This is a genomic window from Chryseobacterium sp. P1-3, assembly GCF_000738495.1.
GTDB classification, from domain to species: Bacteria; Bacteroidota; Bacteroidia; order Flavobacteriales; family Weeksellaceae; genus Chryseobacterium; species Chryseobacterium gallinarum.
The window spans coordinates 20,317-47,198 of sequence record NZ_JPEQ01000024.1 but is presented as its reverse complement, the minus strand read 5'-3'; the positions used below and the strand labels follow the sequence as shown (position 1 = coordinate 47,198).

Sequence of the window (26,882 nt, the reverse complement as noted above, 5' to 3'; positions counted from 1 at the left end):
TTTTGTTCTATAGTTTGAGGTGATAAAAAATGATAAGTTAAATCATTCAATACAACATCAAACACTTAATCAACGTCCAAAAGTAGAAATTATTGTCATAAAACGGATCATAGCGCTCTTATAAAAGAGTGTAAAATTTGTTAAAACTTGTTAAAAATCCACAAAAACATCTTTTTTAATGCTTTGATATGCAGTGATTTCATCAAATTCTTTCAAACTTATCAAAACCATCTTCTTAAACCTGTCATAGTTTTTTCCACGGGGAAGTTTAAGCAGAATCTGGAATTGATATAAATTATTTAACCGGGCAATCGGGGCTCTTTCCGGGCCTAATATACAATCTTCGGGCAGGTATTTTCTTAAAATAGAACCCAGAAACTGAGAAGCACGATCTGCCTTATCTTCCTTTCTGTGTTTCAGCTCTATCATAATCAGTTTTGTAAATGGTGGATAATGGAATTTTTGCCGTTCCGTAAGGATATATTTATAAATTTTTGCCGGGTTATTCATCTTGATCAGCTGAAATACAGAATGATCAGGATTATAGGTCTGAATCAGGATTCTTCCTTTTCCGGAAACCCTTCCCGCTCTTCCGGAAACCTGGGTAATCAGCTGATAAGCTCTTTCTTCCGCCCGGAAATCCTGAACGTATAATAAGGAATCGGCCTTAGGAATTGCTACCAACTCAATATGATCAAAATCAAGTCCTTTAGAAATCATTTGTGTTCCTACCACGATGTCTGTTTCCCTTTCTTCAATTTTCTCATAAAGCTTTTCGTAAGCAAATTTCTTTCGCATGGAATCTACATCCATTCTGTCCACTTCATTTTCTGGGAACAATTTGGAAACTTCTTCATGAATCTGTTCCACTCCTACTCCCCTTTCGTTCAGGTTTTCAGAGTTACATTTCGGGCAGATTCTTGGCTTTGAAGCCCTCTGGCCGCAGTAGTGGCATTTCATTTCATTTGCTGCCTTATGGTAGGTCATGACCACATCACAGTTTGAACAGTAATTCACATAACCACATGTTTCACATTCCACTACATTGGCATAACCACGACGGTTATGAAGAACAATAACCTGATTTTTCGCATCTACCGTTTTCTTAATTTCATCAATAAGTCTCAAAGAAAAGTTTCCCGAAACTTTTTTTAGATTCCTGGGCTTCTTTGAAATTGATCAGCTCATATTCCGGTAAATTTACATTTCCGAATCTTTCATTCAGAAAAACATATTTCATTTTATCTTTTCTGGCTCTGTAGTAGCTTTCCACAGATGGAGTTGCCGATCCTAAAATGACTCCTGCATTATAGAAACCACCTAAAACCAGCGCTACATCTTTTGCATTGAAATAAGGGGAAGCTTCCTTTGGTTTGTAAGCCGAATCATGCTCTTCGTCCACGACAATTAACCCCAGGTTTTGATAAGGTAAAAACAAAGCATTCCGGGTGGCGATAAGGATGCGGATATCATTCTGTTTAATCCTTCTCCATACTTCCACCCTTTCAAAGTCAGTTAACTTCTGGTGATAGAAGCCAAGCTGCCTGCCGTATTTTTTTTCCAGTCTTTGGGTAATCTGTTTGGTAAGAGAAATTTCAGGAAGCAGGAATAAAACATTTTTCTCTTCCTGAATACATTCTTCTATTTTCTCTAAATAAATATGGGTTTTCCCGGATGATGTGACCCCGTGAAGCAGAACATTTTTTCCTTCTTCAAAGGCTTCGTCAATTTCGGATTTGGCTGTTTTTTGCTGCTCAGAGAGCGCTTCAAGTTCTTCTATCTCTCCTTCATAGCTTTCGATCCTGTCTTTCTGCATGTAATACTCCTCTACAAGCCCTTTATCCGCCAACGCTTTGAAGTGAGAGCTGCCAAAATAACCATCTTCAAATAATTCTGCTTTTTTGATCTGAAGATCAGGATTTTCCGTCTGCTTCTCTAAAATAAAAAGAAACAGATCTTTTTGCTTAGGAGCTTTATTGAGTTTTAACAATATCTCCGTAAGGTTTTGAGTTCCCAGAACACTTTCGTGAATTCTTACGTAAGCGACTTCTTTTGCCTTATATTTTTCAGCTATTTTTTCATCAATTTCAATATATTGAAGGTCAATCAGTGAATTGATGGTCTTAATGATTTCTTTTTTAGGAATAAATGCTTCAATATCCGTCAAATTGATCAGTTGTCGTACCTCCAATGCCTGAATCAGGTACATTTCGTTCACATCCAGATTCTCAAAATCAACGACAATTCCCGGTTTTAGTTTTAAATAGGTTTCACTTTCAAGTTTTAATGAGGACGGAAAAGCAAATCTGTAAATTTCCCCCAGACTGCACAGATAATAATCCGAAAGCCAGTTCCAGAAACGGATCTGTTCTTCCGGAAGAATGGGCTTTTCATCCAGAATACTGATAATTTCTTTGGCTACAAAGTTATCAGGAGTATTATCATGAAGCTCAAAAACGATTCCCGTATATATTTTTTTTCCTCCGAATGGCACCAGCACACGCATTCCGGGTTGGATATCGGAGATCAGCTCTTCAGGAACTTTATAGGTAAAAGATCCTTTTAAATTTAATGGTAAAACAATTTGAGCGTATTGCAAGGGAAATATTTAAAATGTAAAATTAAATTTTTCTTCAGACAACTGCAACTTTTGAGAATTTTCGGTATTCCAACAATCTAATAATAGCTGGCTTATGATCATCCTGGCAAGATTAATCTTTCTACTACAATTTTTAAAAGAAAAACTCTGTAATTTCATACCATATGGCAGAGGTAAAGAAGCCTACGATAATGCTGACTCCGATAATCAGGTTGGTCAGTTTTGTATTCAGTCTGAACTGTTCAGCAATAATACTTGAAGTAACCAGGGTGGGCATTGCTGCCTCGAAGATCGTAATTTTCGCTACATTTCCCTTGATTCCCAACAATAGTGCCAGTCCTAAAACTATTGCAGGAGCCAGGATCAGCTTGTAAAGCATTGACATAGACATTTGCGGGATAAGCTTTTTCCAGCCATTAAATTTTAGTTGCAATCCTACGGAAAACAGTGCCAAAGGACTCACTGTTGCAGCCAATTTATCAAAAAAAGGTTCAGCTGCTGTAAAGTCGATGAACTGTGAAAGTACCAATGCAGAAATACACCCTATTAATGGAGGAAAGGTAACCAAACGTTTTAAAATAAATGCAGCACTTACCTTTCCGGATTTGCTGCCTCCTTTTACAGCCGCAATGATTCCCAGGGTGGATAATGCAAAAAACATGGTTTGATCACAAATAATAGCGATACTCAGGAGGCTTTCACCATAAAAGGCACTGATCAAAGGAAATCCTATAAAAGAAGTATTACTATAGCCACTTGCAAGTTCCAGGGTGCTCCTTGACCGCCTTGAATATCCCCTGCTTCTACTGTAAAACATCATAAAAAAGAAACAGAAAACAGAAATCAAAAAAGTAGCTGCAACCGGAAAGAGCATTTCCGTTGTCCAGTGTACTTTAGGCAGATATTTAAATGAAACTGCCGGCAGAGCAAGATAAAGAATCCATGTATTGATTCCCTTATGGGCATCGGGGTGGATAGATTTTGTTGCTTTGAATACCATTCCTGCAATAATGCACACTGCAATCAGAACAAAATTCACCATAATTGTAAAGAAATATACGGCAAATTTACGGCTGATTTTTGAGTTAGAAAGGTAAAATTTATATTTTTTTAGGTATAATTTCTTTCATTAACAGGTTACCGGAACATTACAGCGAACGGTTGTTTAAATTTCAACTTATTATTGACGAAAGCTACCGTGAAGGCAGCTTTCTTTTTTATTGTAATTTTTAGCAGATTTTTAATCCTTCATTCGATTTTTCAAATCTACTTCTGCTCCAAGAATCCTGATAACTTCAATTTCATTAACGCCTATAATTTGATAAAAAATAATGTGCTTATTAGAAAGAAATCCAAAAATTTCAACACTAAGTTCATGATAACTTTTACCAATCCTTGGATTTTCTGCAAGCATTTCACAGAAATAAATCAGTTCACTATAATATTTATCCGCCTGAAATTCTGACCAAAATTCATAGGTATATTCATAAATGGCTGAAAGATCTTCAACAGCCCTATTAGTCAATGAATACTTAGCCACCTATCTTCTCATTTTAGCTTTTAATGTCTCCAAATGTTTTTCCGGATTAAAGTTTTTTGCTGTTCCACTTTCAATACCTTCCTTAATCGCATTTTTAAGAAGTAGTATTTTATTTTCTTCTTCTTCTAATAATCTTAGCCCAGCACGAATTACTTCACTGGCATTTTTATATCTTCCTTCTGAAACTTTGTGATCCACAAAATCTTCAAAATAATCTCCTAAAGAAACTGATGTGTTACGTCCCATATTTTTCCGTCCTAAAGTTCAATATATCAAAGTTACCAATTTTTTGGTAATTCAATAAAATATATTGAGAATATTTTTTTAATTCTCACAGGTTAGACTGATTATGCAAATTTTTTAATCTTTGTAATTCTTGAGATCTGTAAAACTATCGAACTCTATTCCTCAATTCTTTAATGTATCCCAAAGACTCATTACTTCAACCTTCTCCAAAGGTTTTGAAAGGCTAATCTTTTTTGAAGTATTAGGAAGAAGGTCAAAAAAGTTATCACTGAAATGAGTATCTCCCATCAAATAGACATCTTTTGCTAAGACATCGGCAGATATTTCAATTTCTGTCTGAGATATTTTCTTTATTCTAATGCTGGGTTTGGAAAGTTTTAAATCTTTTGGTTTTGAAAAGAAAAATAATTTCTCCGATTGTAATGAACCATTTCCAACAGTAACTTTTAAAACAGCTTTTGATAAGTCAAATTTTGAAAAGGTTTCTTTTTTAATTTCCAGGTATTTCTTACCGGAATTAGCTAATAAGCTTTCTGTTGCTACAACTGACCAAAGAACTCTACCTTCAAAATCTACCAATTCTACCTTTGAATTAACTTCTACATCAGTAAGCAAATCATTGATACAATAAATATCATAATTTTCAGGAGTTTCTGAAACAGACAACAACACAGGTTCAAAACTTCTTTTTGCCTGATAATGGAAAGCCTTCCAGTTCCCCAGATAATCAATGGATGACCACGAAACCACCGGCCAACAATCATTAAGCTGCCAATATAAGGTTCCCATATTATAAGGTCTCGATCGACGATGTGCTTCTATAGCAATCTGCATTCCTCTTGCCTGTAACAATTGGGAAACATAATTATATTTCACGAAATCGGCTGGAATCTGGTAATCCCTTTTCATATATTCGTTGATGATTTCCCAGCCCCTTCCATGTTTTTCATGGGCTTTAATTGTTGGATTTTGTAGGTTTAAATCCGGAATTCCGGAAAACATTGATTGTGTCGCTTCTAAAGTAGGCATTCCCTGAAAGCCATATTCGGACATAAAAACGACCTACTTTTTCGTTATAAATTTCAAAAGGCTGTTCGCCCCACCAAACTCCCCAATAATGCGAATCTCCTTCTGTAAGACTTTCTTTATGTCCCCATCCGATTGAAGGTGAGCTTGGCCAATAGATATTTTTTTCAGCGGTAAGATTTTCTTTTAATGTGTTAGGAATCACATCATGAAACAGCTTTTTATAATCTTTCCAAACCTGTATGGAATCATTTTTTGAATATTTAAACTGTTTCTGGTACCCCCAGTTGACAATCGCTTCATCAATCTCGTTATTTCCACACCATAAAGCAATTGACGGGTGATTCTGAAGCCTGTTGACCTGATCTTTTACTTCTTCTTTCACATTATTCAAAAATGCTTCATCTGCCGGATAAAAGCTTCCTGCAAACATAAAATCCTGCCATACCAGAATTCCATTTTCATCACAAGCCTTATAAAATTCATCATCTTCATAAATTCCGCCTCCCCAGATACGAATCATATTCATATTCGCTTCTTTGGAATCTTTAATGAGTTTATGGTATTTCTCTCTGGTTATTCTTGGTGAAAAGCTATCTGCCGGAATCCAGTTGGTTCCTTTGATATACAGTGGATTTCCATTCACTTTAAAATAAAAGGACTTTCCTTTTTCATCCTTCTCCTGAACCAGTTCAACGGTTCTTAAACCTATCTTCATTGTTTCATCAGACAGGGTCTGCGAGTCTTTTTTCAATGAAAATCTCATATCATATAAATGCGCTTCGCCCCACCCATTAGGCTGCCAAAGCTTAGGATTTTGAATCGCAAAAGGAATACTGATCTTATTGTGTCCTTTTTTTAGCTGAACGGTATTGGATTTATTATTGATAACCACCGTATATTTCCCTTCTTTATCTGCTAATATTGAAGTATGGATGTTTAAATCGGCATTTTTATCGGATATACTTTTTTGTTCAATTTTTATATTTTCAAATTTTGCCCTGTTCCAAAACTCAAGTTTTACATCTTTCCAGATTCCGGCGGTCACCAACCTTGGGCCCCAATCCCATCCGAACTGATACTGGGCTTTTCTCACAAAACTTCTTGGTGATTCAGGCATCGTAAACGGCACTTTTTTAGCAAGTTCCTTTCCTGTATTGACTGCTGATTTAAATTTAATCTGCAACAGGTTATCTCCTGGTCTAAGATATTGTTTTACAGGAACTTCCCATTTCCTGAACATATTATCTGTTTTTCTCAGCAATTTTCCATTCAGGTAGATTTCCGAAAATGTATCCAATCCGTTAAAGACCAGATTTACATGATCATTCTTTAATTCTTTTGAGGATACGCTGAAACTGACCTGATAGTCCCAATCTTCATTTTCTATCCATTGCGCCTTTTTTTCATTTTCATCTTTGAAAGGATCCTGGATAATATTATTATTCATCAGATCCAGGTGAACCGTTCCCGGGACTTTTCGCGGAAAGCCATTTATTTTCTTTTGAATTTTTAAATTGCCAGCTTTCTGAAGATAAGCTTCTTTCTGAAGATTGCGCAAAAGTGATATTCTGAACGAAAAGGAAAGCAAAAAGGATAGTTTTATTCATGAATAAGTTTGTTTACAATTCTATGGATTCCATATTTAATAAGTTCGCTGTTAAAATTGATGAGAAGTCCTAACTTTATATCAGTTTGTTTAAGATAAGTCAATACCTGTGAATAAAAAACAGAATGTAGTTCCAATACAGATTTCACTTCTATAATCACTTTATCTTCTATGATCAAATCAATTTTATATGCATTTTCTATCGTTACGCCTTTGTACTTTAAAGGCAAAAATACTTGCTGTTTTACATTAAGCCCCAACATCTTTAATTCATAAACCAAAGCAGTTTCATATGCATGTTCCAATAGACCAATTCCCAGGTTTTTATGAACTTCTATAGCGGCACCTTATTTTGTAGGATAATTCGTTTTCTGTCATTCATTTGTGTGTTTTAATTTTTCTTTATTTCTTTTTTTAAACGCAAAGATTATTTTTTATGATGTTATATTTTAAGGAAGCTAAGAATTAATCAATTTAACAATTGATTTGATGAAGCGAACGTTTTTTTCCTAGCTTAATTAGCAATATTGCCGCTTTCTTTGCCCACTTAATATCAAACATATTCTAATTTAGAACTTTGCGTTTAAGTTTATTTATTCTTTAACGCAAAGATTATTTTTTATGATGTTATATGTTAAGGAAGCTAGGAATTAATCAATTTAACAATTGATTGATTAAGCGAACGTTTTATCATTAGCTTAATCAGCGGTATTGCCGCTTTCTTTGCCCACTTAATATCAAACAACTTTACGTTTAAATACGTTAATTTTCTATTTTTTACAATAATTTAATAAGTTTATCATAGCAATAAACGAGGAATCTCAATTATGCCAGATAAATTTCTCATTGCGGATGTAATGGGAAATTGATTGTGTATTATTTACTCTTCAAAGCCACGACCTCATCCGGATTGGCAAACGCTCCTCCATCAGTGATGGCAGAAGAATGGAAATAACCTGCTTTTGTTAATGTTCTTATTTCTTCAAGGTTTGAAGAACGAAGTCCGCCTCCTACAAGAATTTCTATTCTTCCATTGGAAAGCTCAACTAATTTTTTAAGATTCTCTTTCCCTTCTGATACGTTCATTTTCTGGCCTGAAGTAAGAATTGTTTTGAATCCACAATCAATTACTTTCTCCAAAGATTCTTCCAAGCCTTTAGCCCTGTCAAAAGCACGATGAAAAGTACAGGGAAGTGGTGCAGCCAACTCCACTAACGTTTTGTTTTGCTCTACATTCACTTCATCATTTTCATTCAGGATGCCCAATACAAAACCGTCAACGTTTAAAGATTTCAAACGAATCAAATCATTTTTCATCTGTTCAAATTCTGCATCTGAATACGTAAAATCTCCTCCTCTCGGACGGATCATCACAAAAACCGGAATATTTATTTTTTCTCTGAGCTGCCGGGTTATTTCAAAATCAGGAGTTGTTCCTCCTTCGCTCAGTCCGTCACATAATTCGATTCTGTCTGCTCCGTTTTCAAAAGCAATCATTGCTGATTCCGGATTAAAACATGCTATTTCTATTTTTGACATTTCTATTGTATACTTAATTAAACTTAGCCTCTTTCTGCCATACATCTGCAATAAGGAAAGAATTATTGTCTTTGATCACCGTTATTGTAACCGGATATTCTGCTTTGAACTTTTGATCAGAAAGAACAACATCAAATAAGAATTCATTTTCACTCTCTGTAAGTAATTTACAACTTGTAACTTTAACCTCATCCCAATCTTGTCCGCTTATTAAAAAACCGACCCCTATTCCTGCTTTCTGAACATCGAATGTTTTTCTCCATTTATCCTGAAATTCTTTTTCGGTAAGACTTCCATCAACTTCCATATCTACATTTATAGCATCTGTTTTATACTCATAATAATCTCTGGTGGTTATTTTCTGCATCACCTTATCCTGATTGGTATCTGCTTTAAAATAATCTCCGATGCTTTTTTCCATGCCATTTTTTTGCATTTTCAGCCTCATGAGCCTGAGGTTTTATTTCCTGTATGACTTTTTCTTGTGGCTGAGACTCAACCGGGGTGGTCATTTCCTTCTTTTCTTCCTTACATCCAATGATTAAAAATAAGGAAGCAATAATCATTCTTTTCATTGTTTTGTCTATAATCCATATGTTTCGGCTAAGCCAATATGGTATGATTCTTTTATAAAAAACGGGCTAAAGCCCATTTCTATTGATATTTTATTTTGTTACTTCAGGGCAAATTCCGGTTTTTCCAGACGGTTTCCTTTCTGATCATATACGGCAAAGCTGAATCCGTCCTGAATACAATAAGCGCCATATTCTCCTTTTTTATTGATCGCAATAAAGCCCACCTGAATATCTTTAAGGTTTTTATTTCTTCTCTGATTGATTTTTACAATTCTCTCTACCGCTTCTTTACACGCCTCCTGTGGACTTCTGCCCTGTCTCATCAACTCTACCACAAGGTGAGTACCTACTGTTCTGATGACTTCTTCACCATGTCCGGTTGCGGTAGCCGCTCCTACTTCGTTATCTACGAATAAGCCGGCACCAATAATTGGAGAGTCACCTACCCTTCCATGCATTTTGAAAGCCATTCCACTGGTTGTACAGGCTCCGGAAAGGTTTCCCTGCGCATCTAAGGCAATCATTCCTATGGTATCGTGATTTTCAATATTGGCGATTGGCTTATATTGGCTTGTTTTCAGCCATTCTTTCCATTCTTTTTCTGATTCAGAAGTAAGAAGATTTTCTTTTTTAAAACCTTGTGATAAAGCAAATTGTAGCGCTCCATCTCCTACAAGCATCACATGAGGTGTTTTTTCCATTACAGCTCTGGCTACAGAGATAGGATTTTTAATATGTTCCAGACCTGCCACTGAACCAATATTATAGTTTTCATCCATAATACAGGCATCCAGTGTCACTCTTCCATCTCTATCCGGACGGCCTCCATATCCTACACTCCTTTCCTTTGGATCCAACTCTACCAAACGGACTCCTTTTTCCACAGCATCTAAAGCTTTTCCTCCTTTTCCAAGAATCGTCCAGGCTTCTTCATTTGCCTTTAATCCGAAATTCCAGGTTGAAAGAACAATGGGTTTATTGGTGACAATATTATTTTCAGGCAATTCATTAGCCATTAATTCTAATGGATTTACCGCAAGCGCCAGAGAAGCTACGGCTGTTTTTTTGATAAAGTTTCGTCTGCTTTGCATATCAGGTTTATTAGGCTTACAAATTAGCAAATTTCCTGCTGGTAGAAAAGAAAAAAGACTGCAGATCATTTTCTGCAGTCTTCTTGAATTCTTATCAATTATCAATGAGGCAGTTTGCCTCTGAAATATCGTTACCTGGGTTCCCACAAAGGCGTTCATAAAGTAACGGACACTTCCAACTCCTGTTTTAATCTATGCAAAGAACGGCCCGGGGCATACAACCTGTACTATTCTCTATTAATTCTTAGAAGTAGGCCTTTATCGTATTTTTCAAGAAAGGTTAATTTACGCCAATTTCATCAACAAACAACCATGCTTTTGAGTCTGCCCCCGGATTTCCGGCCGGAATGATTCCTGCATTCTCAATAAATACTTTCAGGTATTTTGCATTCTGTGTCCCCACATTCAGCCTGATTTTTCCTTTAGCATTTTGAATTTCTTCTTTTCCGATTTCTTTGATGAGTTTAAAGTTTTTATTGTCATCGGAAACAAAAATCTTCGCGGATCTGGCAAGATGAATCCAGCTTCCTTTATTGTCTAAAGTATTGAAATAGACTTCTGAGAAATTGGTTTTCTGCCCGAAATCTATGGTAGCCACTACATCTTTTCCATTAAAGCCTAACCATGTTTTTCCCAACTGTCTTGTATTCCCGATAATTCCATCTATAAGAGTAAATGGTCCACCAAAAGAATAATTTTCACTTGGCTGTTGTTCAAGGGTAATTTTCTTTCCTGTTGTTTTAGAAACTATAAATTCTTGAGTCGAAACAGCGCTCTTCAGCTGTCCATCTTCAAAATAAGCAGACTTAATTGTTAAAGAATTAGGAATAGAAACCGGAGACTGATAAGCCTTAGAATTAATAGTCGGTGTCGTTCCATCCAATGTATATCTGATACCGCTTGAATTCTGCGAGGTTGATAATTCATAGGCGATCCCTTCATTAGAAGGAACTACCTTTCCGGAAATATTATAAATGCTCTTGGCATAATTCACTCCCATTTTATCCAAAACTTTAAACTGACTGATGACCCTGTTTTCAAATTCTTTATAATTTTTAGGATCCGAGGTTCCCCATCCTACTTCAGAAAGAGCCATCAATCTTGGAAATATCATGTATTGTACCTGTTTAAAATCCAGAATATATTCCGTCCACAAATTCGCCTGAACACCCAGGATATATTTTGCCTGGTCTGCAGTGAGTTCGGAAGGAACAGGATTATAGGAATATACTTTATCCAATGGAGTAAATCCTCCGAAAGCATTCGGTTCTGATTGGGGATCACCCTGATAATGGTCAAAATAGCAATATGCCCCTGGTGTCATCACTGCGAAATGTTTTGCTTTTGCCGCTTCAATTCCGCCATTCACCCCTGTCCAGCTCATTACTGCAGCATTAGGTGCTAATCCGCCTTCAAGAATTTCATCCCAACCGATGATCTTTCGGCCTTTAGTGTTTACATATTTTTCAATTCTTTGGATAAAATAGCTTTGCAGGCCATGCTCATCCTTTAAATTATTCTTTTTAATCAAATCCTGGCAATGCGCACATTCTTTCCATCGTGTTTTCGGGCATTCATCACCTCCGATGTGAATATACTGTGATGGAAACAATTGAATAACCTCATCCAGAACATTTTCCAGGAATCTGAATGTTTCTTCTTTCGGACAGAACACATCATCAAAAACACCCCATTTCGTAGCGGATTCAAAAGGACCTTGGGTACAGGCCAGTTCAGGATAAGCTGACAATGCAGCCAAAGCATGGCCGGGCATTTCAATTTCCGGAACAACAGTAATATGTCTTTGCTGTGCGTATTTTATCACATCTTTGATCTGTTCCTGAGTATAAAAATAAGGTCCGTAAGGTTTTCCGTCAAAAGTATTATCTACATAGGCCCCAATCATGGATTCTTTACGTTTTGAACCAATCTGGGTCAGTTTCGGATATTTTTTAATCTCAATTCTCCATCCCTGATCATCCGTTAAATGCCAGTGAAAAGTATTCAGTTTGTACATAGCCAGATAATCGATATACTGCTTCACCTCATCTACTGTAAAGAAGTGGCGGCAAACATCCAGATGCATTCCGCGCCATGCAAATCTGGGCTGATCTTCGATTTTTATAGCAGGAAGTTTTTTTATCTGTTTTATGATCTTCAAACAATTGGATCAAAGTCTGGAGAGCAAGGAAATATCCTTGACGGGTATAAGATTTTATATGAATCTGCTTTGGGGATATTTCTATTGAATAATACTCTTTTTTCTGTTCAGCATCCTTTGCAGAGGCCGGGGAAATTATAGAATTTGTTATATGAGCAATCTCTCCTTTTTGAGCATACCGAAGGGGTAATGAACTTTCTACACGTTTTCTGAGATATTCTGTTTCTTCTTTCGGCAAATCATGACTCAATAAAAGGGTTGCTGGAATGGTAAACTCACCTTTTAAAGTTTCAACTTTCTGAGGATAAGGAATCAGATTCAATTTATTTTGAGAAAAAGCGATGTTGGAAAGCAAAACAAAAAGTGCTAAAAAGATTCGGATCATTAGATGCGGTTAAGGTTTTAGCGAAGATAATTATTTTCTAAAACTTATTACCTTGTTTTAATCAATTAATATGGATTTATTTTTTCATTCCAATCATTACAGATCAATAAGGAACCATGAAGTGTTAATTTTTTTAATTTAGATTCAGGCAATATGTGTATTATTTTATTTTATGGTTTGGTTTTTGATAAGTGTAAGCCAGTCAAAAAAACAATTAATTTTTAAAATACAAATGAGAAAAAACATTTTATTAGCAGCCGGATTATTATTTTCTGTATCTACACAGGCACAGCTTTTAGATATGATAAAATCTACAGTAAAAGATAAAACCGGAGTAGATCTTAATGTTCCCGTAAAAACAAAAGGTACAGCTACACCCGCTACAACATCCCCTTCCGGCAATGTAAACACGTCATCTGCCAACCTGGGAAATCTTACCTCTTCACAGATTTCATCAGGGTTAAAGGAAGCCCTGAATATCGGGGTTACGGATGGAGTAAAAAAATTAGCTGTTACGGACGGTTTTTTCAAAAATGAAGCGGTAAAAATTTTAATGCCTGAAAAATTAAGAAAAATTGATGCTACCCTGCGTTCCATAGGAATGGGAAGCCTTGCTGACGAAGGGGTAAAATTGCTGAACAGGGCGGCTGAAGATGCTGTAACTGAAGCTGCTCCTATCTTCACCAATGCCATTACTTCGATGACTATTACGGATGCCAAAAATATTTTACTGGGCAGTAATAATGCGGCAACCCATTATTTACAAAGTAAAACACAAAGCCAGTTATTTACAGCTTTTCAGCCAAAGGTAAAAGCTTCCCTGGGAAAAGTAGGTGCTGATACCCTTTGGAAAAACCTGATTTCTAAATACAATACGTTTACCGGACAGTCTGTGACCACAGATCTTAACGAATACGTGACCACAGAAACCATCAACGGAGTTTTCAAAATGGTAGCCGACAAAGAAAGCGGAATCAGAAATACACCTGCTATGAGAACGACAAGTATCCTGCAGAAAGTTTTCGGTGCCCAGGACAGTAAATAAAGATTAGCAATCAGATTAGTATGACCGTAAAATTCACATACAAAAGCCTTGTCGACGACAAGGCTTGTTTGTTAAAGAGGGCAGGCGAGAAGAAAATAATTACCAGTAACATTTACTATTCCACCTGATGAATAGTAGTAAGACCAGGGAACAGAGTTGGGTCCCGGCACCACAGCTTTATTTAGCCACCAGGATCTGCAGGCACTATTTGACAGGTAGGCAACATTCCCATAAGGAGCGGAAACATCTGCTATTTGCTCTGCTTCAGCCGCATTGCGGGGTAGCACGCCCGTTCTCCGGTTTACAACATAATAAGTATTTATCAGCATTTTTTTAGCCGGCATTACAGCCTTAGTCTTTTCATTTGTATGGGAATTCTTGTTATTTTCGCTGCTTACAGGTAAAGCATAACCTGTTGAGAAGACAAGCCCCAGAATAATTACCAGATGTTTCATAATGTTTGTATTTAGGTTATTTTTTGTGTTTTGAATCACGTTTTTGTTATTGTAAAATTGATCTTTAACTGATATCAAACAAAGTGGTATTTAGTAAGTGTAGGAAACAACCTCATATTTGTCTCTTTTGACTTAACAAGTGTCTGCAATATACCATAAGGGCTTCTCTGCAAACAGATGGCTTTCCTGCCAAAGGTAAATTAGCAGACCTTCAAAAGAAAAAGCAGTAAAGAATAAATCCTTACTGCTCTTAGTATATAATGTAAATTTTTAGAACCGTTTAAAACTGCATTTCAGGAATCTCTCCTTCAATGATCAGATCTGCTTCTGTTGCTTTGACGATATCTTCCACAGAGACTCCGGGAGCTCTTTCTACCAGTTTAAATCCTGCAGGAGTAACATCTAATACAGCTAATTCCGTAACGACTTTTTTCACACAATTTACTCCTGTTAAAGGAAGGGTACATTTTTTCAGGATTTTACTTTCTCCTGCTTTGTTTACGTGCATCATGGCAACGATAATATTTTCAGCAGAAGCCACCAGGTCCATAGCACCTCCCATTCCTTTTACCATTTTGCCCGGAATTTTCCAGTTGGCGATATCTCCGTTTTCCGAAACTTCCATTGCTCCAAGGATGGTAAGGTCTACTTTCTGGCCACGGATCATCCCGAAACTGAAAGCAGAATCAAAGAATGAGCCTCCATCTAAAATAGTAATAGTTTGTTTTCCTGCATTGATGATATCCGCATCTTCTTCTCCTTCGAAAGGAAAAGGCCCCATTCCCAGTACCCCGTTTTCACTCTGGAATTCTACGGAAATACCTTCCGGAACATAGTTGGCAACCAGGGTAGGAATGCCTATTCCCAGGTTTACATAATAACGATCTTTCAGTTCTTTTGAAATTCTTTTGGCAATTTGTTCTTTTGTAAGCATAATAAAAACTTAGACTGCAATTTAATTATTTTTCGGCTGAATACAAAGATATTTGTTGGGATCAATAATTAACACTGTTAGTTAAAATAATATCGTAATTTTGTTTCTTTATTTTAAATAGAATGAAAATACTTTTCAGATATCTTAAACCTTACCAGTGGCTGATTGTTATTTCTTTACTGCTGGCTACTATTAATCAGGTTTTTTCTTTATTTGCGCCGGCCATTACAGGGAATATTCTGGATCAGCTGGTTACTCGTCCTCATTTTTTTGACAAAGAGAAACTCTTAGCCAGGAATCTGCATGACTATTTATATGGGAACGGGGTTTACCATGGGGCTTTCTATTTTCTGGGATTGCTCATAGGAACAGCCATGGTCAGCAGGATTGCCAAAGCTTTCCAGGACTATGTGGTAAGTGTTATTACCCAAAAGTTCGGAGCAAAAATCTTTACAGACGGTTTGCAACATTCAATGGCCCTTCCCTATCAGGAATTTGAGGATCAGAGAAGTGGTGAAACCCTCTCCATTTTAACAAAAGTAAGGGAAGATTCCGTAAAATTCATCACCAATTTCATCAATATTTTCTTCGGAATCCTGGTGAGTATTATTTTCGTTTCCGTGTATGCGATCCGCTTGCATTGGTCGATCATGCCTGTATATATTTGCGGTGTTTTCCTGATTGCCTTTATCACCAATTTACTGAGCAAAAGGATAAAAGTTATTCAGAAAAATATTGTTACAGAAACCACTGCCTTAGCCGGAAGTACTACAGAGAGTTTAAGAAATATCGAGATTGTAAAAAGTCTGGGATTAACCAGGCAGGAGGTTATCCGTTTAAATAACAATACTTACAAAATCCTTGGTCTTGAGTTGAGAAAGGTTAAAAGTATCCGTTCTTTAAGTTTTATCCAGGGAACAATGGTTAATTTTCTTCAACAGATGATTACCCTTACCTTGTTATTATTAATCTTTAAAAATATTGTTACTCCCGGGCAGTACCTGTCTTTAATGTTTTACGGATTTTTCATTTTCGGGCCTATGCAGGAAATCGGGAATATTATTATTTCTTACCGTGAAGCCCAGGCATCTCTTAATAATTTTGATAATTTAATGCGAAAAAAGGTAGAAGAAAAGCCTGCTCACCCTAAACAAATCGGAGGTATTGAGGAATTGGAATTCAAACATGTCTCTTTTAAGCACCAATCAGCTCAATATAAAGCGCTGAACAATATTTCCTTTGATGTTAAAAATGGAGAAACAATAGCTTTTGTAGGTCCCAGCGGATCGGGGAAAAGTACACTGGTGAAGTTATTGGTAGGACTTTACAGGCCACAGGAAGGTAATATTTTTTACAATAAAGTGAATGGAAAAGAATTTGATTTTGATGAACTGAGGAATCAAATTGGTTTTGTTACCCAGGATACACAGCTGTTTGCAGGGACCATTAAAGAGAATCTTCTTTTTGTAAATCCGAAGGCTACAGAAGCGGAACTGGCTCTTGCTTTACAGAAATCCAGCTGTACTGCGCTCCTTGAAAGAGCTGAAAAAGGAATCGATACTGTTATCGGTGAGGGCGGCCTGAAGCTGAGTGGCGGGGAAAAGCAAAGAATTGCCATTGCAAGGGCACTGTTAAGAAAACCTCATCTATTGATTTTTGACGAAGCGACTTCTGCATTGGACAGTATCACTGAAGAGGAAATAACCACAACCATAAAAGACATTTCAAAAGAAAGAGAACAGATTACGGTTCTTATTGCCCACCGTTTAAGTACCATTATGCATGCTGATAAGATTTATGTTCTGGAACGCGGACAGGTCATAGAAACAGGTTCCCATAATGACCTGATTTCAGAGAAGGGATTATACTACGCTATGTGGCGACAACAGATCGGGGAAAGGAAAACGCTTACCCCGCAAACATAAAAAAAGCGCTGGATTGATTTTCAGCGCTTTTTTGTTTATTGTGAGTTTGTCGGGACCTTATTCTTTAGGCCTAACCGTTCTCTGCTCAATTCTTTTTTCAAATTTTTCCCCCTGGAAAATTCTCTGGACCATAATTCCCGGAATGTGAATTTCGTTAGGATCCAGTTCTCCTGGTTCTACCAGCTCTTCTACTTCGGCAATGGTAATTTTCCCTGCTCCTGCCATAGGATGATTAAAATTCCTGGCAGATCCTTTAAAGATAAGGTTTCCAGCATAATCTCCTTTCCAGGCTTTTACGATAGAAAAATCAGCATCAAAAGCATGTTCCAGAATATGAGGTTTTCCTTTAAACTCTTTCACTTCTTTTCCTTCAGCAACTTCAGTTCCATACCCTGCCGGTGTATAGAAGGCAGGAATCCCGGCCTGTGCGGCTCTGCATTTTTCGGCTAAAGTCCCCTGGGGTGTAAGTTCCACCTCCAGTTCACCTGAAAGCATTTGTCTTTCAAATTCTGCATTTTCTCCCACATATGACGAAATCATTTTTTTAATTTGTCTTTTATGAAGCAGCAATCCTAAGCCGAAATCATCCACTCCCGCATTATTTGAAATGCAAGTCAGATCTTTCACGTTGCTTTCTACCAAAGCATTAATTGAATTTTCAGGAATACCGCAAAGTCCAAACCCGCCAAGCATCAATGTCATTCCATCTTTAATGCCTTCGATGGCTTCCTTCGCATTTTTTACTCTTTTATCTATCATGAAATATTAGATTTTTCTGTTGGCTAAATTTAATAAATTTTCTGTTATCTGTGATGATTGGAAATAATCATGACTATATTGCTTTTTGGGCAGTTGTCTTTCAATATTTAAATCCATTACACTCAAACCATTATAAAAAAAAATGAACAAGTCTGTTCATTTTTTTGTATACTTCTCGTCAAATTTGATTTATATTTGGGGCTCCAAATTCTGAAATACAACCTGTTTTTATAGTCTTTGGATATATTGGTTTAAGCACAATTTCAATGTAAAATTATTTCTAAGCAATTGAGACTGCTATTTTTATGTTGACTTTCGGGCTTATGGTATATAAATTTAAATAAAGCATGAAAAAAATTATTTACATCTGCATTCCTTGCCTTGGTGCTCAGCATCAATGCATATGGGCAGGAAAAGACTTATTTCGATGAAAACTGGGAAAAAACCACTCAAGACCAGATGGAATATTACCGGGAAACTACAGCCAAAGGAAAACTTACGCTTATTAAAGATTTTTATAAGGACGGAACTCTTCAAATGGAAGGTCTGGCTTCTGATACCACTCCCGGCAGTGAAGTTTTTGAGGGTAAAGTCACCTGGTACACCCCGGAAGGTAAAATAATGAATTACGCCACCTATTCTAATGGCAAGCAGGTAGGAACTTCCCAATCCTACGATGCGGCAGGGAGACTGATAGAAGAAATAACTTATAAAGCTGACGGCACTTTCAGCGGAAAAATGCTGAGTTATAAAGATCCGGAAAACGAATACTATTACAACAGCATTACAACCTATGAGAACTCTTTACCTTCCAAAACCATTGTCTATGATGAAGACATCAAGGGCATCAGGTATGAAACCATTCTGGGTAAAGACACCAATTATGAGACTAAATATTATGGTGAAAAAGGAAAATATATAGGAAGTACATCTTCCGGCTCCGGTGAAACCCTGCTGGTAGATTACTATTATAATCCTATGAGAGTTTCTAAAATTGAGAAATATAAAAGTGACGGTACCGTAAAAGAGGGTGTTATATATTCCAAGAACGGGAAGATTTTACAGGAGGAAAAAAAGAATAAAAAAAGACGGATACAAAACCACTTATGATGAGTCCGGCAAAAAAATAGGCCACCTTATTTATCAATACGATAAAGAGAGTGACCTGCACAAGGTTATGGATGGTGAAGACTATGAACTAAGCTATGACTACTCCCACATTTCATCAGTAAATGTCTATAAGAATGGTTCGCTTATATTGAATAAGCTTTATGATGATAACGGAATACTGGTTTCAGAGAAGACATTAAAAGATGAAATTACCCAGGAGATTAAATATTACAGCCCGGAAGGAGCTTTAAAATCAACGGTCACCTATAAGGATGACATGCCTTATAACGGAATCTCTTATGAAGGGCTGGACGAAATTCAGTATAAGGATGGAGCGGCAGTCAGTCTCAGAAACTATTCTGAAAACAAAAAGCTTAAGTCTAAAAAAAAGCTTAACACTAAACAAGATGCTTATGAAGTAACAGTCTACGACCCTAAAGGAGCAATTGCCTATACTTTTACCCAACCTATCAGTGAGGATGCAGATCCTTATACTTTTACCGGACAGATTGTACAATATGTGAAAGGTAAACCGGGGAATAAAGCTGTAGTAAAAGCGAGTGTTCTTCAAAGCGGTAAAATCAGATTAAAAACCGAAAACGGAAGCAAGGAACTGGAACGCAGCGGAAAATGGATTTTGTTAAAAGTCTATAATGCCGAGGGAAAACTTATCCAGGATTCTAAAGTCCTGGCAGATGCTGTGGAAGATTCTTTTACTGGTGAGAATCAGACTGCTATCCAGGAAGACCAGCTATATTATGACTTTGAATAATCACCAAATTATTTTTACGATAGGAAACAGTTTCATTTTTTTGAAGCTGTTTTTTTATGACAAATAAGAAAATTCTTATGCTGTGCAAATGCTTTGCTCCTGTAGATAATGACAAGGCTATTTCAAAGAAAAAAAGGGTGTTTCAAAATGTTGAAACACCCTTTATAATTTATTTCCTGTCGTTTATTGAATAATCAGTTTCAATGTAAATAATTTTCTACCATGTACCTTTACAAAGTATACTCCTTTTGGAAGATTTTCATTCACTAAAGAGAAACGCTGGTTATTGATATTCCTGGATACATAAAGCAGTTCTCCTGCTGCTGATACCAATTCAATTTTCTCAATCGGATAGTCACTTTTAATGAATGTAGGCTCTCCAGGCTTTGTTGGATTAGGATAAAGAATTACATTTTTTTCAGTACTGTTTGTTTCATCCGTACCTAAGCTCGATGAAGTTACCTGAAACTGGACCCTGTTTGAAACCTCCGTGTAAGAGTCATTGGTAAACATGACCATATAATAATTCCCTGGTGTGGTGGGTACGCCGTTTACATTTCCTGTGATCGTTTTGGTTCCCTGGGTAACACCATCAAAATAAGTATAAGAAACAAAGTTATCATCAGGAGTCTGAATATTCTGAGGATAGATTCCCAGCCAGTCTTTGATAATTCCCGGGGAATCCGTCCAAGACGCAGTGATATTTTCACCTAATGTATAAACAGGTTTATTGATCCATAACTCGGTGACAATATCTCCCACTTTAAAAAATACTTTATCCCCTATCCCGTTGTAACCATCCTCCAGCAAATACTGGGCATAATAATATCCTTTTGGAAGTCCCGTAAAATTAAGCGTTCCGGATGGAGTTGTTACATAGCTCCACTTTATAGATGCAGTGGTTCCCGGGGTTTGTCCCATTTTATAGATTCCAATCCAGTCTTTTTGAAGATTAGGGCCGTTGGTAAAGTTGATGGTAACCGTTCCTCCTACAGGATAGGTATCTGCTGTAGCCTGTAACTGAACTTTTGGTCCTACATAAAAATTTTTTCTTGGAGTAATTTCCGTATATCCGTTGTTGGCAAAGAATCCTGCAAAATACTGTCCTTTGGCAGCCAGCCCATTGTTAAATGTTACCGTACCTGCTGTCTGGCCGTTGGTATAAATATATCCCTGGGAAGTTGTTGCAGTACCCGGAGTCTGGCCTTTTTTATAGATCCCTACCCAATCCTGCTGATTCCCTGGGCCTCCGGTGAAAGTTGCCGTTATCGGTTCATTTTGAGTATATTCAGTTTTATCTAAAGTAAATGTAGGATTTGAAACCACACTTCCCGTCACTTCAAACTGCTTCACATCACTCCATTCGCTCCACTCCAGATTTCTGTCCCTGTAGCGAACTTTTGCATAATAAGTCCCATTGGGAATAGAATTATTGGACAAAACCGCTTTTGTAATATCTACTCCTGCATTTAAATTCTTGGTGACATCCGGGTTTCCGTTTCCGTCTTTTCCGAACCAGTTCTCATAATCACGGTACAATTCTTTTTCGATAACTGAAAAATCCGGGGCTTTACTGATAAGAAACTGGGTGGTATTTAAAAGTTCTCCATTGGAAGATGAAAAAGCACTTCCATTCAACGTCAGAGGCAATGTGATTGGCCCGGAAAAAGTATTAATAATCGATGGTTTGGCTGGCTTTGGCTGGTTTTTATACCGGTGAAAAGAGTCGATCAGTTCATTGTTTTTCTTGGTATATTTTCCACCGATTGAGTAGCATTCTATATCCACTTTTCCTGTGGGAACATCTACTTCAACAATCTGGTACGTCCAGTCTGTCAGTGTTTTCTGAACATCATCAAAATCCTGCTCATTAGACATTCCCCAATACTGATCCCAGGCAGTACCTCCTGAAATAATCTGATAATTAGGGGTATTTTTCAGCTGTCCTCTGTGATACAGATGGTGATGAGCTCCTACGTGCATCAGGTATTTGTCTGAGGTTACTAAAAGAGGAACGGCATTATTCCTTACCCATGTAGAAATATCCCCTACATATTGTTCGGCCTGGTAAGGTCTGTGGCTTAAAGAGATAATCCAGTCTACCGTAGGATCATTGTTGGCTTCGTTTAAGATCTGCTGAAGCCAGGTTTGCTGAGCTGAACCTGTATGTTCGGAGCTCAGGCTTATAAATAATACATTACCTGCCTGCTGGGCATAATAATTTTCATTTCCGGAAGTGATATTTTTATATTTGATCTCATCAATATAAAAGTGGGCATAATAGGAATTCATTCCCAGACTTCCGTAGGTTTCGTGATTTCCTACCGTTGTCTGAATCGGAAGATAGGGAGATAGTTTAATGTTCTTTTTAAAGTGGACATTTTCGTAATGATCCAGTGTACCTACGTCTACCTGATCCCCTACCATAAATGTAAGGGCTATATTATCCGAAGGATCGGCATTGGCACCAAATTTTTCTTTCAGCTTTTTAAAAGCATTCAGTGTAAGGCTGTCGTATCTCGGTTCTGCTTTGATTTGATTATCCCCCATGATCAGGAAACGGATTTTCCCATTAGCCGTTACCGGCTGTCCCGGTAGAGGAAGAGTTCTGAAATTATACACTGCTGATTCCTCCGTACCGGTTTTTATTTTGTAATAATACTTGGTATTAGGTTGCAGGTTTGTAATCTTTGCTGTGTGGTAATAGTAGTTATTATTATATCCGGTATCAGAAAAAAATGTTTGTTGTACCGGTTACAGTTACATTCAGATTCGATGGGGAATCACCATAGATCACAGTCGTTTCATTGTTGGAAGCGGTCTTCCAGTTAACGATCATGGAATTCGGAGTCGGATTTTGCAAATACGGAAACAAAACCTGGCCGAATGCCATCTGGACTGCGAAACAAAAAAAGAAGAAATAATGTTTCATAATACTTAATTTTAAAATAACATATATTTTTTAATCTGTAAATCAATAACTTAAAATCTACATCTCGATTTTTCACATCGGGTAAAAGTAGATGTCTCATATAAACTCAGTCTGATGGAATCTTAAAGAAACTGTTAATTTTTTTAGCAAAATCAAAATGAAAAAATTATAGTTTTTAGCACATTAATTATTTGGTATATTCAAAAACAATTTTGTACATTTGCAACCTGTTATTCAACCTCTGACGAAAAAACGTGTAAGTTGCTTAGCTTTAACATTTTATTTTATTAATAATGGATTTATTAAAGTACGTACAAGACAAGTACATTGCGAAAAAAGAATTCCCTGAATTCAAAGCAGGTGATACAATTACTGTGTATTACGAAATTAAAGAAGGACAAAAGACAAGAACTCAGTTCTTCAAAGGAACAGTTATCCAATTAAGAGGTACTGGTTCTACAAAAACTTTCACCATCAGAAAAATGAGTGGTGATGTAGGTGTAGAAAGAGTATTCCCTATCAACATGCCTGCGCTTCAAAAAATCGAAGTTGACAGAAAAGGTAGAGTTAGAAGAGCTAGAATCTACTACTTCAGAGACCTTAGAGGTAAAAAAGCGAGAATTAAGGACGCTGCTTACAAGAAGAAATAATTCAGACAACAATAAATGCAAAAAGAGGCTGTTTACATATGTAGACAGCCTCTTTTCTTATAGGCTGCTGCAAGAGTAGTAATGGATATTGTAATGGCATTAAGTTTTAAAAATAGATTGCGTTTTGAGGTTGCCAATATCTGTGAATCCGGAGAGCTGGAAGAACACAGTTATTATGCATTTTTCATGAGATACTGCAAAGGCGTTGATCCGGTATGTTTTTTAAAAAAAATCAATAAAAGCACTATCGGAAGAAAAATCTAAAATATAGGACACCTCTCCTATTGAATTTCCTTCTACCAGAAGTTCAATAGACCTCTGAAGGCGCCACTGCTGCCGCCATTCCTGATAAGATAAGCCGGTTTCTTTTTTAAATAGCCGGGTGATTGTTTTTTCACCAGCTCCTGTATCCTTCGCCAGGGTTTTCAGCATCGGTGGTACGGACAAACGTTGCGTCCATTCTTCTACCAACTTTCTAACACGTCTGTCTTCAGGCATTTTCAATTCCAGCTTTTCTTCAGGAGCCCTGCTGATTTCATCCCAGAAAACGCTCAAAAGGTTCTCCTGGGCGTTGTCAGGAGGAAGCCATTCCCAGAAACATACCCTTTCAATAATTTCCTTAAGTAAAGCATTTACATGCAATACTTTAAGATACGAACCCATATATTCTACAGCATAATCAACATCGAAATAAATAGACCTATAGGATACAATATTCCTGAAATTCACCCGGTGAACTTCGTTTGGAGGAATCCACAGCATCCTGAACGGTGGTAAAACAAACTGCCGCCCGGAAGTGGTAACCGTCATACAACCTGATGGCGCATACAACAGCTGTGCCTTCGTGGTATGAAAATGGGATCCTGAATCATGCATCACCATATCTGAGGCTATTCCTATAACTTTTTCCTTATATGCATCTGCATCAAATTCTTCATTTTGCTGAAGTAAAGCCATGTCCTATTTTTGATGTTTTTTGTTTTTATATCATTATAAATATACATCGAAATTTTAGAAACTTTGCAAGAAAAAAGAATGAAAAAAAACAATCCGCTTTGGCTTATGACCTTACTGGTAATGCTTCCTCAGTTTGCAGAAACCATTTACAGTCCTGTTTTACCCATGATACAAAAAGTTTTCCAGGTGAATGAAGGATCTGCAACGCTTACGATAAGCCTATACTTCATAGCATTTGCAGCAGGAGTAGCTTTCTGGGGAATACAATGCGACCGGATCGGAAGAAAAAAAGCCCTTCAGTACGGACTTCTTACTTACGGGACCGGCAGCATTACTGCTGTACTTGCACCTGACTTCACTATTCTTCTTGCTGCGAGGGTAGTTTCTGCATTTGGAATTTCCGTAGGATCTATTGTAACCCAAACCATTTTGCGGGATACCTATGATAAAGGAAGCATCAGCAAGGTATTTTCATGGATAGGAATCGGGTTATCCATCAGCCCGGTTATCGGTATGCTTACGGGTTCTGTACTGGCTGCTGTCACAGGATATCAGGGTGTATTTATAAGTCTGTTTCTCTTGGCTGTTTTATTTTATATCCTGTCCGGAAAAAGGATTTCAGAAACCCATTATACTCAGAAAGAGATCAGTATGAAAACACTGGCCGGTTTGTTAAAACGGATGCTCAGGGATCATACAATCATCAGATCCTGTTTATTGATCATGGTTTTTAATGTTTTACTCTTTTCCTATTATTCACTGGCACCTTTTATTTTTAAAGAACAGCAATACTCATCCTACGCGTTCGGGTATAGTAGTTTTGTGTTGGCAGCAGGTACATTTGCAGGAGCACAGCTTAACAGGTATCTTCTATTAAAAAAACGTCCCGTCATCATCTCTGGTAAAAATGAGTACGCTGGGAGCTTTTACTGCTTCCATTTTTGTCTGGGTTTTAACAGGAAAAGGGATCTTTTTTATAATTCCTTATTTCTTTATTGTGATGGCTTTCAGTATTGCTATTTCTAATATTTTAAGTACCGCACTCATACAATATAAAAAGGAAACGGGAAGTGCAGGAGCTTTACTGGGGCTCATTTATTATACAATGATAGGATCAGGATTGATCAGTATAGGATTTATTCAAAATCTGGGAATTTCCTGCCTGATCTTCTCAGGAATTGGAGTTCTTACCATATTGATGTTTAGAGAATGAGTGCATTTGGAATAATCATTTGCCTTTACCTTAGAAGGAAGCCGGAGGCACCTCCGGCTTCCTTCTTCCAAGCCCAGCTTATAAAACTCTATTTTATAAAGTCATATAATGTTTCAAAAAACTTCGGATAGACTTCAATATGAGGCAGATGCCCTACATTTTCAAGTTCTACCAGCTTTGATCCCGGGATCTCCTGTTGGGTTTTCTTTCCCAGCTCCTGGTACTGCCCCATTTTCGGCTGAAGTTCTTTTGGTGCCCTGTCTTTACCAATTGCTGTCCGGTCCCTGGTTCCGATAATCAGTAAGGTAGGTACTTTTATGTTTTTAAATTCATAGCAGACAGGCTGATTGTAAATCATATCAGAAGTCAGGGCCGCATCCCAGGCCACTTTGGGATAATCCTTATGGAGAGTCCATCCTGCAATAAGATCCAGCCATGGCTGGTATTCTTCTTTCCACTTGTTATCATAATAGAATTTCAGCTGATAATTTTTGTATGTTTCCGCAGTGTTTTTAAGCTCCGACTGGTAGGCCTGGTCGATAGTCTGATAGGATGCAAAAGTTTTATAATCTTCCAATCCTATCGGGTTTTCCAGGATCAGCTTTTCTACTTTATCCGGATAAAGCAAAGTAAATCTCGTTGCCACCATTCCACCCATGGAATGTCCTAAAACAATAGTTTTATCAATCTTCAGTTCATCCAGAATAGCTTTTGTATTTTCTGCCAACTGGGAAAATGAAAACTGATAGCTGTGAGGTTTGGATGATTTCCCAAATCCTATCTGATCAGGAATAATAACCCGGAACCCTTTTGAAGATAAATCTCTGGCCGTCCTTTCCCAATAAGCTCCGTTAAAGTTCTTCCCATGAAGAAGCATCATTGTTTTTCCGTTACTTTTCTGAGGTTTCACATCCATATAAGCCATTTTCAAATCGTTATCCTGAGATTTCAATGTGATAAAATGAACCTCATAGGGATATTGATAGTCTGATAATAAGGCGTCCAGGGGTCTTATCTGCGCAGAGATAAAACCGGTACCTGCCATAAACATGATAGCCATTACTGCATTTCTGAAATATTTCATGAGAATTTATTTTAGTTGTTTAAAATTAAAAAAACCGCTCCAAAAGGAACGGTTTTCAACTGTTATTTTTTAATTAAATATTAACTTGAGTTCCGATAAGAAAATTAGGTATAAAAGGCTGGAAGAAAGAGGCTGGAAGTTACTTTCAGTTATAATGACTGGCAGTCAACGACATCATTCATTTTATTGTAAAGAAAATAATCAATGGTTATTCTTTATAGCCTCCATGATTTCCCATCTTCCATCTCCCCAGCTTCAAATCTGATTAAATCAGA

General features: G+C 37.1%; 27 protein-coding genes and 1 pseudogene. 7 read left to right on the top strand and 21 right to left on the bottom strand.

Going from position 1 to position 26,882, the window contains the following annotated elements; genetic code table 11:
• Window positions 1–150: 150 nt before the first annotated feature.
• From priA to HX13_RS25120, 14 genes and pseudogenes are all read right to left on the bottom strand, one after another.
• Window positions 151–2,599, bottom strand: a pseudogene (gene priA, locus HX13_RS20745) (primosomal protein N').
• A 133-nt stretch (window positions 2,600–2,732) separates the two neighbouring features.
• Window positions 2,733–3,641: an AEC family transporter gene (locus HX13_RS20740; protein ID WP_050022628.1), complete on the bottom strand. Its 909-nt coding sequence runs from the start codon at window positions 3,639–3,641 to the stop codon at window positions 2,733–2,735.
• Between the two features lie 198 nt (window positions 3,642–3,839).
• Complete coding sequence (locus tag HX13_RS20735) at window positions 3,840–4,139, bottom strand: type II toxin-antitoxin system RelE/ParE family toxin (protein WP_050022627.1); 300 nt, start codon at window positions 4,137–4,139, stop codon at window positions 3,840–3,842.
• The gene (locus HX13_RS20730) at window positions 4,140–4,385 is read right to left on the bottom strand and encodes a type II toxin-antitoxin system ParD family antitoxin (RefSeq protein WP_050022626.1); all 246 of its coding nucleotides are present in this window, start codon (window positions 4,383–4,385) and stop codon (window positions 4,140–4,142) included.
• Window positions 4,386–4,547: 162 nt separating this feature from the next.
• A complete protein-coding gene (locus HX13_RS26175; protein ID WP_316931372.1) occupies window positions 4,548–5,438 on the bottom strand; it encodes a glycoside hydrolase family 2 protein in 891 nt (296 codons plus the stop codon).
• Complete coding sequence (locus tag HX13_RS26170; RefSeq protein WP_316931371.1) at window positions 5,341–6,861, bottom strand: glycoside hydrolase family 2 protein; 1,521 nt, start codon at window positions 6,859–6,861, stop codon at window positions 5,341–5,343. The genes HX13_RS26175 and HX13_RS26170 overlap by 98 nt, the downstream gene beginning before the upstream one ends.
• Window positions 6,854–7,021: a hypothetical protein gene (locus HX13_RS26165; protein ID WP_316931370.1), complete on the bottom strand. Its 168-nt coding sequence runs from the start codon at window positions 7,019–7,021 to the stop codon at window positions 6,854–6,856. Before HX13_RS26165 ends, HX13_RS26170 begins: the two co-directional genes overlap by 8 nt.
• Window positions 7,014–7,325, bottom strand: a complete 312-nt coding sequence (locus tag HX13_RS20720) for a GxxExxY protein (RefSeq protein WP_316931369.1) — start codon at window positions 7,323–7,325, stop codon at window positions 7,014–7,016. The genes HX13_RS26165 and HX13_RS20720 overlap by 8 nt, the downstream gene beginning before the upstream one ends.
• Window positions 7,326–7,896: 571 nt before the next feature.
• A complete protein-coding gene (locus HX13_RS20715; protein WP_050022636.1) occupies window positions 7,897–8,559 on the bottom strand; it encodes a copper homeostasis protein CutC in 663 nt (220 codons plus the stop codon).
• A 13-nt stretch (window positions 8,560–8,572) separates the two neighbouring features.
• Window positions 8,573–8,980 (bottom strand): hypothetical protein, encoded by a 408-nt coding sequence (locus HX13_RS20710; RefSeq protein ID WP_050022625.1) that lies wholly within the window; start codon window positions 8,978–8,980, stop codon window positions 8,573–8,575.
• The gene (locus tag HX13_RS20705; protein WP_050022624.1) at window positions 8,952–9,134 is read right to left on the bottom strand and encodes a hypothetical protein; all 183 of its coding nucleotides are present in this window, start codon (window positions 9,132–9,134) and stop codon (window positions 8,952–8,954) included. Before HX13_RS20705 ends, HX13_RS20710 begins: the two co-directional genes overlap by 29 nt.
• 98 nt (window positions 9,135–9,232) lie before the next feature.
• A complete protein-coding gene (locus HX13_RS20700; RefSeq protein ID WP_050022635.1) occupies window positions 9,233–10,225 on the bottom strand; it encodes an isoaspartyl peptidase/L-asparaginase family protein in 993 nt (330 codons plus the stop codon).
• 280 nt (window positions 10,226–10,505) lie between these two features.
• Window positions 10,506–12,311 carry a family 20 glycosylhydrolase gene (locus tag HX13_RS20695; protein ID WP_238555577.1) on the bottom strand — a complete coding sequence of 602 codons (1,806 nt, stop codon included), beginning with the start codon at window positions 12,309–12,311 and terminating at the stop codon, window positions 10,506–10,508.
• Window positions 12,271–12,708 carry a glycoside hydrolase family 20 zincin-like fold domain-containing protein gene (locus tag HX13_RS25120; RefSeq protein ID WP_238555576.1) on the bottom strand — a complete coding sequence of 146 codons (438 nt, stop codon included), beginning with the start codon at window positions 12,706–12,708 and terminating at the stop codon, window positions 12,271–12,273. Before HX13_RS25120 ends, HX13_RS20695 begins: the two co-directional genes overlap by 41 nt.
• 295 nt (window positions 12,709–13,003) lie before the next feature.
• Here HX13_RS25120 and HX13_RS20690 point away from each other — a divergent pair, with 295 nt between their 5' ends.
• Window positions 13,004–13,816 carry a DUF4197 domain-containing protein gene (locus HX13_RS20690; protein ID WP_050022634.1) on the top strand — a complete coding sequence of 271 codons (813 nt, stop codon included), beginning with the start codon at window positions 13,004–13,006 and terminating at the stop codon, window positions 13,814–13,816.
• A 71-nt stretch (window positions 13,817–13,887) separates the two neighbouring features.
• Here the strand turns inward: HX13_RS20690 and HX13_RS20685 are convergent, their stop codons facing one another.
• Both HX13_RS20685 and HX13_RS20680 read right to left on the bottom strand, forming a co-directional pair.
• Complete coding sequence (locus HX13_RS20685) at window positions 13,888–14,271, bottom strand: hypothetical protein (RefSeq protein ID WP_128572546.1); 384 nt, start codon at window positions 14,269–14,271, stop codon at window positions 13,888–13,890.
• A gap of 280 nt (window positions 14,272–14,551) precedes the next feature.
• Complete coding sequence (locus HX13_RS20680; RefSeq protein ID WP_050022622.1) at window positions 14,552–15,205, bottom strand: CoA transferase subunit B; 654 nt, start codon at window positions 15,203–15,205, stop codon at window positions 14,552–14,554.
• Between the two features lie 122 nt (window positions 15,206–15,327).
• On the opposite strand from HX13_RS20680, the gene HX13_RS20675 reads away from it, so the two are divergent.
• Complete coding sequence (locus tag HX13_RS20675; RefSeq protein WP_050022621.1) at window positions 15,328–17,130, top strand: ABC transporter ATP-binding protein; 1,803 nt, start codon at window positions 15,328–15,330, stop codon at window positions 17,128–17,130.
• A gap of 57 nt (window positions 17,131–17,187) precedes the next feature.
• On the opposite strand, the gene HX13_RS20670 is transcribed toward HX13_RS20675, so the two are convergent.
• On the bottom strand, window positions 17,188–17,889 hold the full coding sequence (locus HX13_RS20670) for a CoA transferase subunit A (protein WP_050022620.1): 702 nt from the start codon (window positions 17,887–17,889) through the stop codon (window positions 17,188–17,190).
• A gap of 381 nt (window positions 17,890–18,270) precedes the next feature.
• Here HX13_RS20670 and HX13_RS20665 point away from each other — a divergent pair, with 381 nt between their 5' ends.
• Entirely contained in the window at window positions 18,271–18,999 is a 729-nt protein-coding gene (locus HX13_RS20665) for a hypothetical protein (RefSeq protein ID WP_128572545.1), read from the top strand.
• The gene (locus HX13_RS20660) at window positions 18,920–19,771 is read left to right on the top strand and encodes a hypothetical protein (RefSeq protein WP_050022618.1); all 852 of its coding nucleotides are present in this window, start codon (window positions 18,920–18,922) and stop codon (window positions 19,769–19,771) included. The genes HX13_RS20665 and HX13_RS20660 overlap by 80 nt, the downstream gene beginning before the upstream one ends.
• Window positions 19,772–19,954: 183 nt before the next feature.
• On the opposite strand, the gene HX13_RS20655 is transcribed toward HX13_RS20660, so the two are convergent.
• Together HX13_RS20655 and HX13_RS25110 are read right to left on the bottom strand one after the other, a co-directional pair.
• Window positions 19,955–22,393, bottom strand: a complete 2,439-nt coding sequence (locus HX13_RS20655) for a metallophosphoesterase (protein ID WP_238555575.1) — start codon at window positions 22,391–22,393, stop codon at window positions 19,955–19,957.
• 106 nt (window positions 22,394–22,499) lie between these two features.
• On the bottom strand, window positions 22,500–22,703 hold the full coding sequence (locus HX13_RS25110; protein WP_238555574.1) for a fibronectin type III domain-containing protein: 204 nt from the start codon (window positions 22,701–22,703) through the stop codon (window positions 22,500–22,502).
• 293 nt (window positions 22,704–22,996) lie between these two features.
• Here HX13_RS25110 and rplS point away from each other — a divergent pair, with 293 nt between their 5' ends.
• A complete protein-coding gene (rplS, locus tag HX13_RS20650; RefSeq protein WP_050022617.1) occupies window positions 22,997–23,353 on the top strand; it encodes a 50S ribosomal protein L19 in 357 nt (118 codons plus the stop codon).
• A gap of 222 nt (window positions 23,354–23,575) precedes the next feature.
• Here rplS and HX13_RS20645 read toward each other — a convergent pair whose 3' ends face one another.
• On the bottom strand, window positions 23,576–24,310 hold the full coding sequence (locus HX13_RS20645) for a helix-turn-helix transcriptional regulator (protein ID WP_316931368.1): 735 nt from the start codon (window positions 24,308–24,310) through the stop codon (window positions 23,576–23,578).
• A 78-nt stretch (window positions 24,311–24,388) separates the two neighbouring features.
• On the opposite strand from HX13_RS20645, the gene HX13_RS20640 reads away from it, so the two are divergent.
• Together HX13_RS20640 and HX13_RS25105 are read left to right on the top strand one after the other, a co-directional pair.
• A complete protein-coding gene (locus HX13_RS20640; protein ID WP_238555573.1) occupies window positions 24,389–25,336 on the top strand; it encodes an MFS transporter in 948 nt (315 codons plus the stop codon).
• Window positions 25,308–25,523, top strand: a complete 216-nt coding sequence (locus HX13_RS25105) for a hypothetical protein (protein ID WP_238555572.1) — start codon at window positions 25,308–25,310, stop codon at window positions 25,521–25,523. The genes HX13_RS20640 and HX13_RS25105 overlap by 29 nt, the downstream gene beginning before the upstream one ends.
• 88 nt (window positions 25,524–25,611) lie before the next feature.
• On the opposite strand, the gene HX13_RS20635 is transcribed toward HX13_RS25105, so the two are convergent.
• A complete protein-coding gene (locus HX13_RS20635) occupies window positions 25,612–26,607 on the bottom strand; it encodes an alpha/beta fold hydrolase (RefSeq protein WP_050022616.1) in 996 nt (331 codons plus the stop codon).
• Window positions 26,608–26,882 lie beyond the last annotated feature (275 nt).

What these genes read in the sequence shown, in the direction of transcription:
- rplS (WP_050022617.1), top strand. Translation starts at nt 22,997, where the DNA reads ATGGATTTATTAAAGTACGTACAAGACAAGTACATTGCGAAAAAAGAA.
- HX13_RS20710 (WP_050022625.1), bottom strand. Translation starts at nt 8,980, where the DNA reads ATGGAAAAAAGCATCGGAGATTATTTTAAAGCAGATACCAATCAGGAT.
- HX13_RS25110 (WP_238555574.1), bottom strand. Translation starts at nt 22,703, where the DNA reads ATGAAACATTATTTCTTCTTTTTTTGTTTCGCAGTCCAGATGGCATTC.
- HX13_RS20685 (WP_128572546.1), bottom strand. Translation starts at nt 14,271, where the DNA reads ATGAAACATCTGGTAATTATTCTGGGGCTTGTCTTCTCAACAGGTTAT.
- HX13_RS20715 (WP_050022636.1), bottom strand. Translation starts at nt 8,559, where the DNA reads ATGTCAAAAATAGAAATAGCATGTTTTAATCCGGAATCAGCAATGATT.
- HX13_RS20695 (WP_238555577.1), bottom strand. Translation starts at nt 12,311, where the DNA reads ATGCATCTGGATGTTTGCCGCCACTTCTTTACAGTAGATGAGGTGAAG.
- HX13_RS20740 (WP_050022628.1), bottom strand. Translation starts at nt 3,641, where the DNA reads ATGGTGAATTTTGTTCTGATTGCAGTGTGCATTATTGCAGGAATGGTA.
- HX13_RS20700 (WP_050022635.1), bottom strand. Translation starts at nt 10,225, where the DNA reads ATGCAAAGCAGACGAAACTTTATCAAAAAAACAGCCGTAGCTTCTCTG.
- HX13_RS20640 (WP_238555573.1), top strand. Translation starts at nt 24,389, where the DNA reads ATGAAAAAAAACAATCCGCTTTGGCTTATGACCTTACTGGTAATGCTT.
- HX13_RS26170 (WP_316931371.1), bottom strand. Translation starts at nt 6,861, where the DNA reads ATGAATAATAATATTATCCAGGATCCTTTCAAAGATGAAAATGAAAAA.
- HX13_RS20705 (WP_050022624.1), bottom strand. Translation starts at nt 9,134, where the DNA reads ATGAAAAGAATGATTATTGCTTCCTTATTTTTAATCATTGGATGTAAG.
- HX13_RS20635 (WP_050022616.1), bottom strand. Translation starts at nt 26,607, where the DNA reads ATGAAATATTTCAGAAATGCAGTAATGGCTATCATGTTTATGGCAGGT.
- HX13_RS20730 (WP_050022626.1), bottom strand. Translation starts at nt 4,385, where the DNA reads ATGGGACGTAACACATCAGTTTCTTTAGGAGATTATTTTGAAGATTTT.
- HX13_RS20675 (WP_050022621.1), top strand. Translation starts at nt 15,328, where the DNA reads ATGAAAATACTTTTCAGATATCTTAAACCTTACCAGTGGCTGATTGTT.
- HX13_RS26165 (WP_316931370.1), bottom strand. Translation starts at nt 7,021, where the DNA reads ATGAATAAAACTATCCTTTTTGCTTTCCTTTTCGTTCAGAATATCACT.
- HX13_RS26175 (WP_316931372.1), bottom strand. Translation starts at nt 5,438, where the DNA reads ATGTCCGAATATGGCTTTCAGGGAATGCCTACTTTAGAAGCGACACAA.
- HX13_RS20680 (WP_050022622.1), bottom strand. Translation starts at nt 15,205, where the DNA reads ATGCTTACAAAAGAACAAATTGCCAAAAGAATTTCAAAAGAACTGAAA.
- HX13_RS20690 (WP_050022634.1), top strand. Translation starts at nt 13,004, where the DNA reads ATGAGAAAAAACATTTTATTAGCAGCCGGATTATTATTTTCTGTATCT.
- HX13_RS20670 (WP_050022620.1), bottom strand. Translation starts at nt 17,889, where the DNA reads ATGATAGATAAAAGAGTAAAAAATGCGAAGGAAGCCATCGAAGGCATT.
- HX13_RS20645 (WP_316931368.1), bottom strand. Translation starts at nt 24,310, where the DNA reads ATGGCTTTACTTCAGCAAAATGAAGAATTTGATGCAGATGCATATAAG.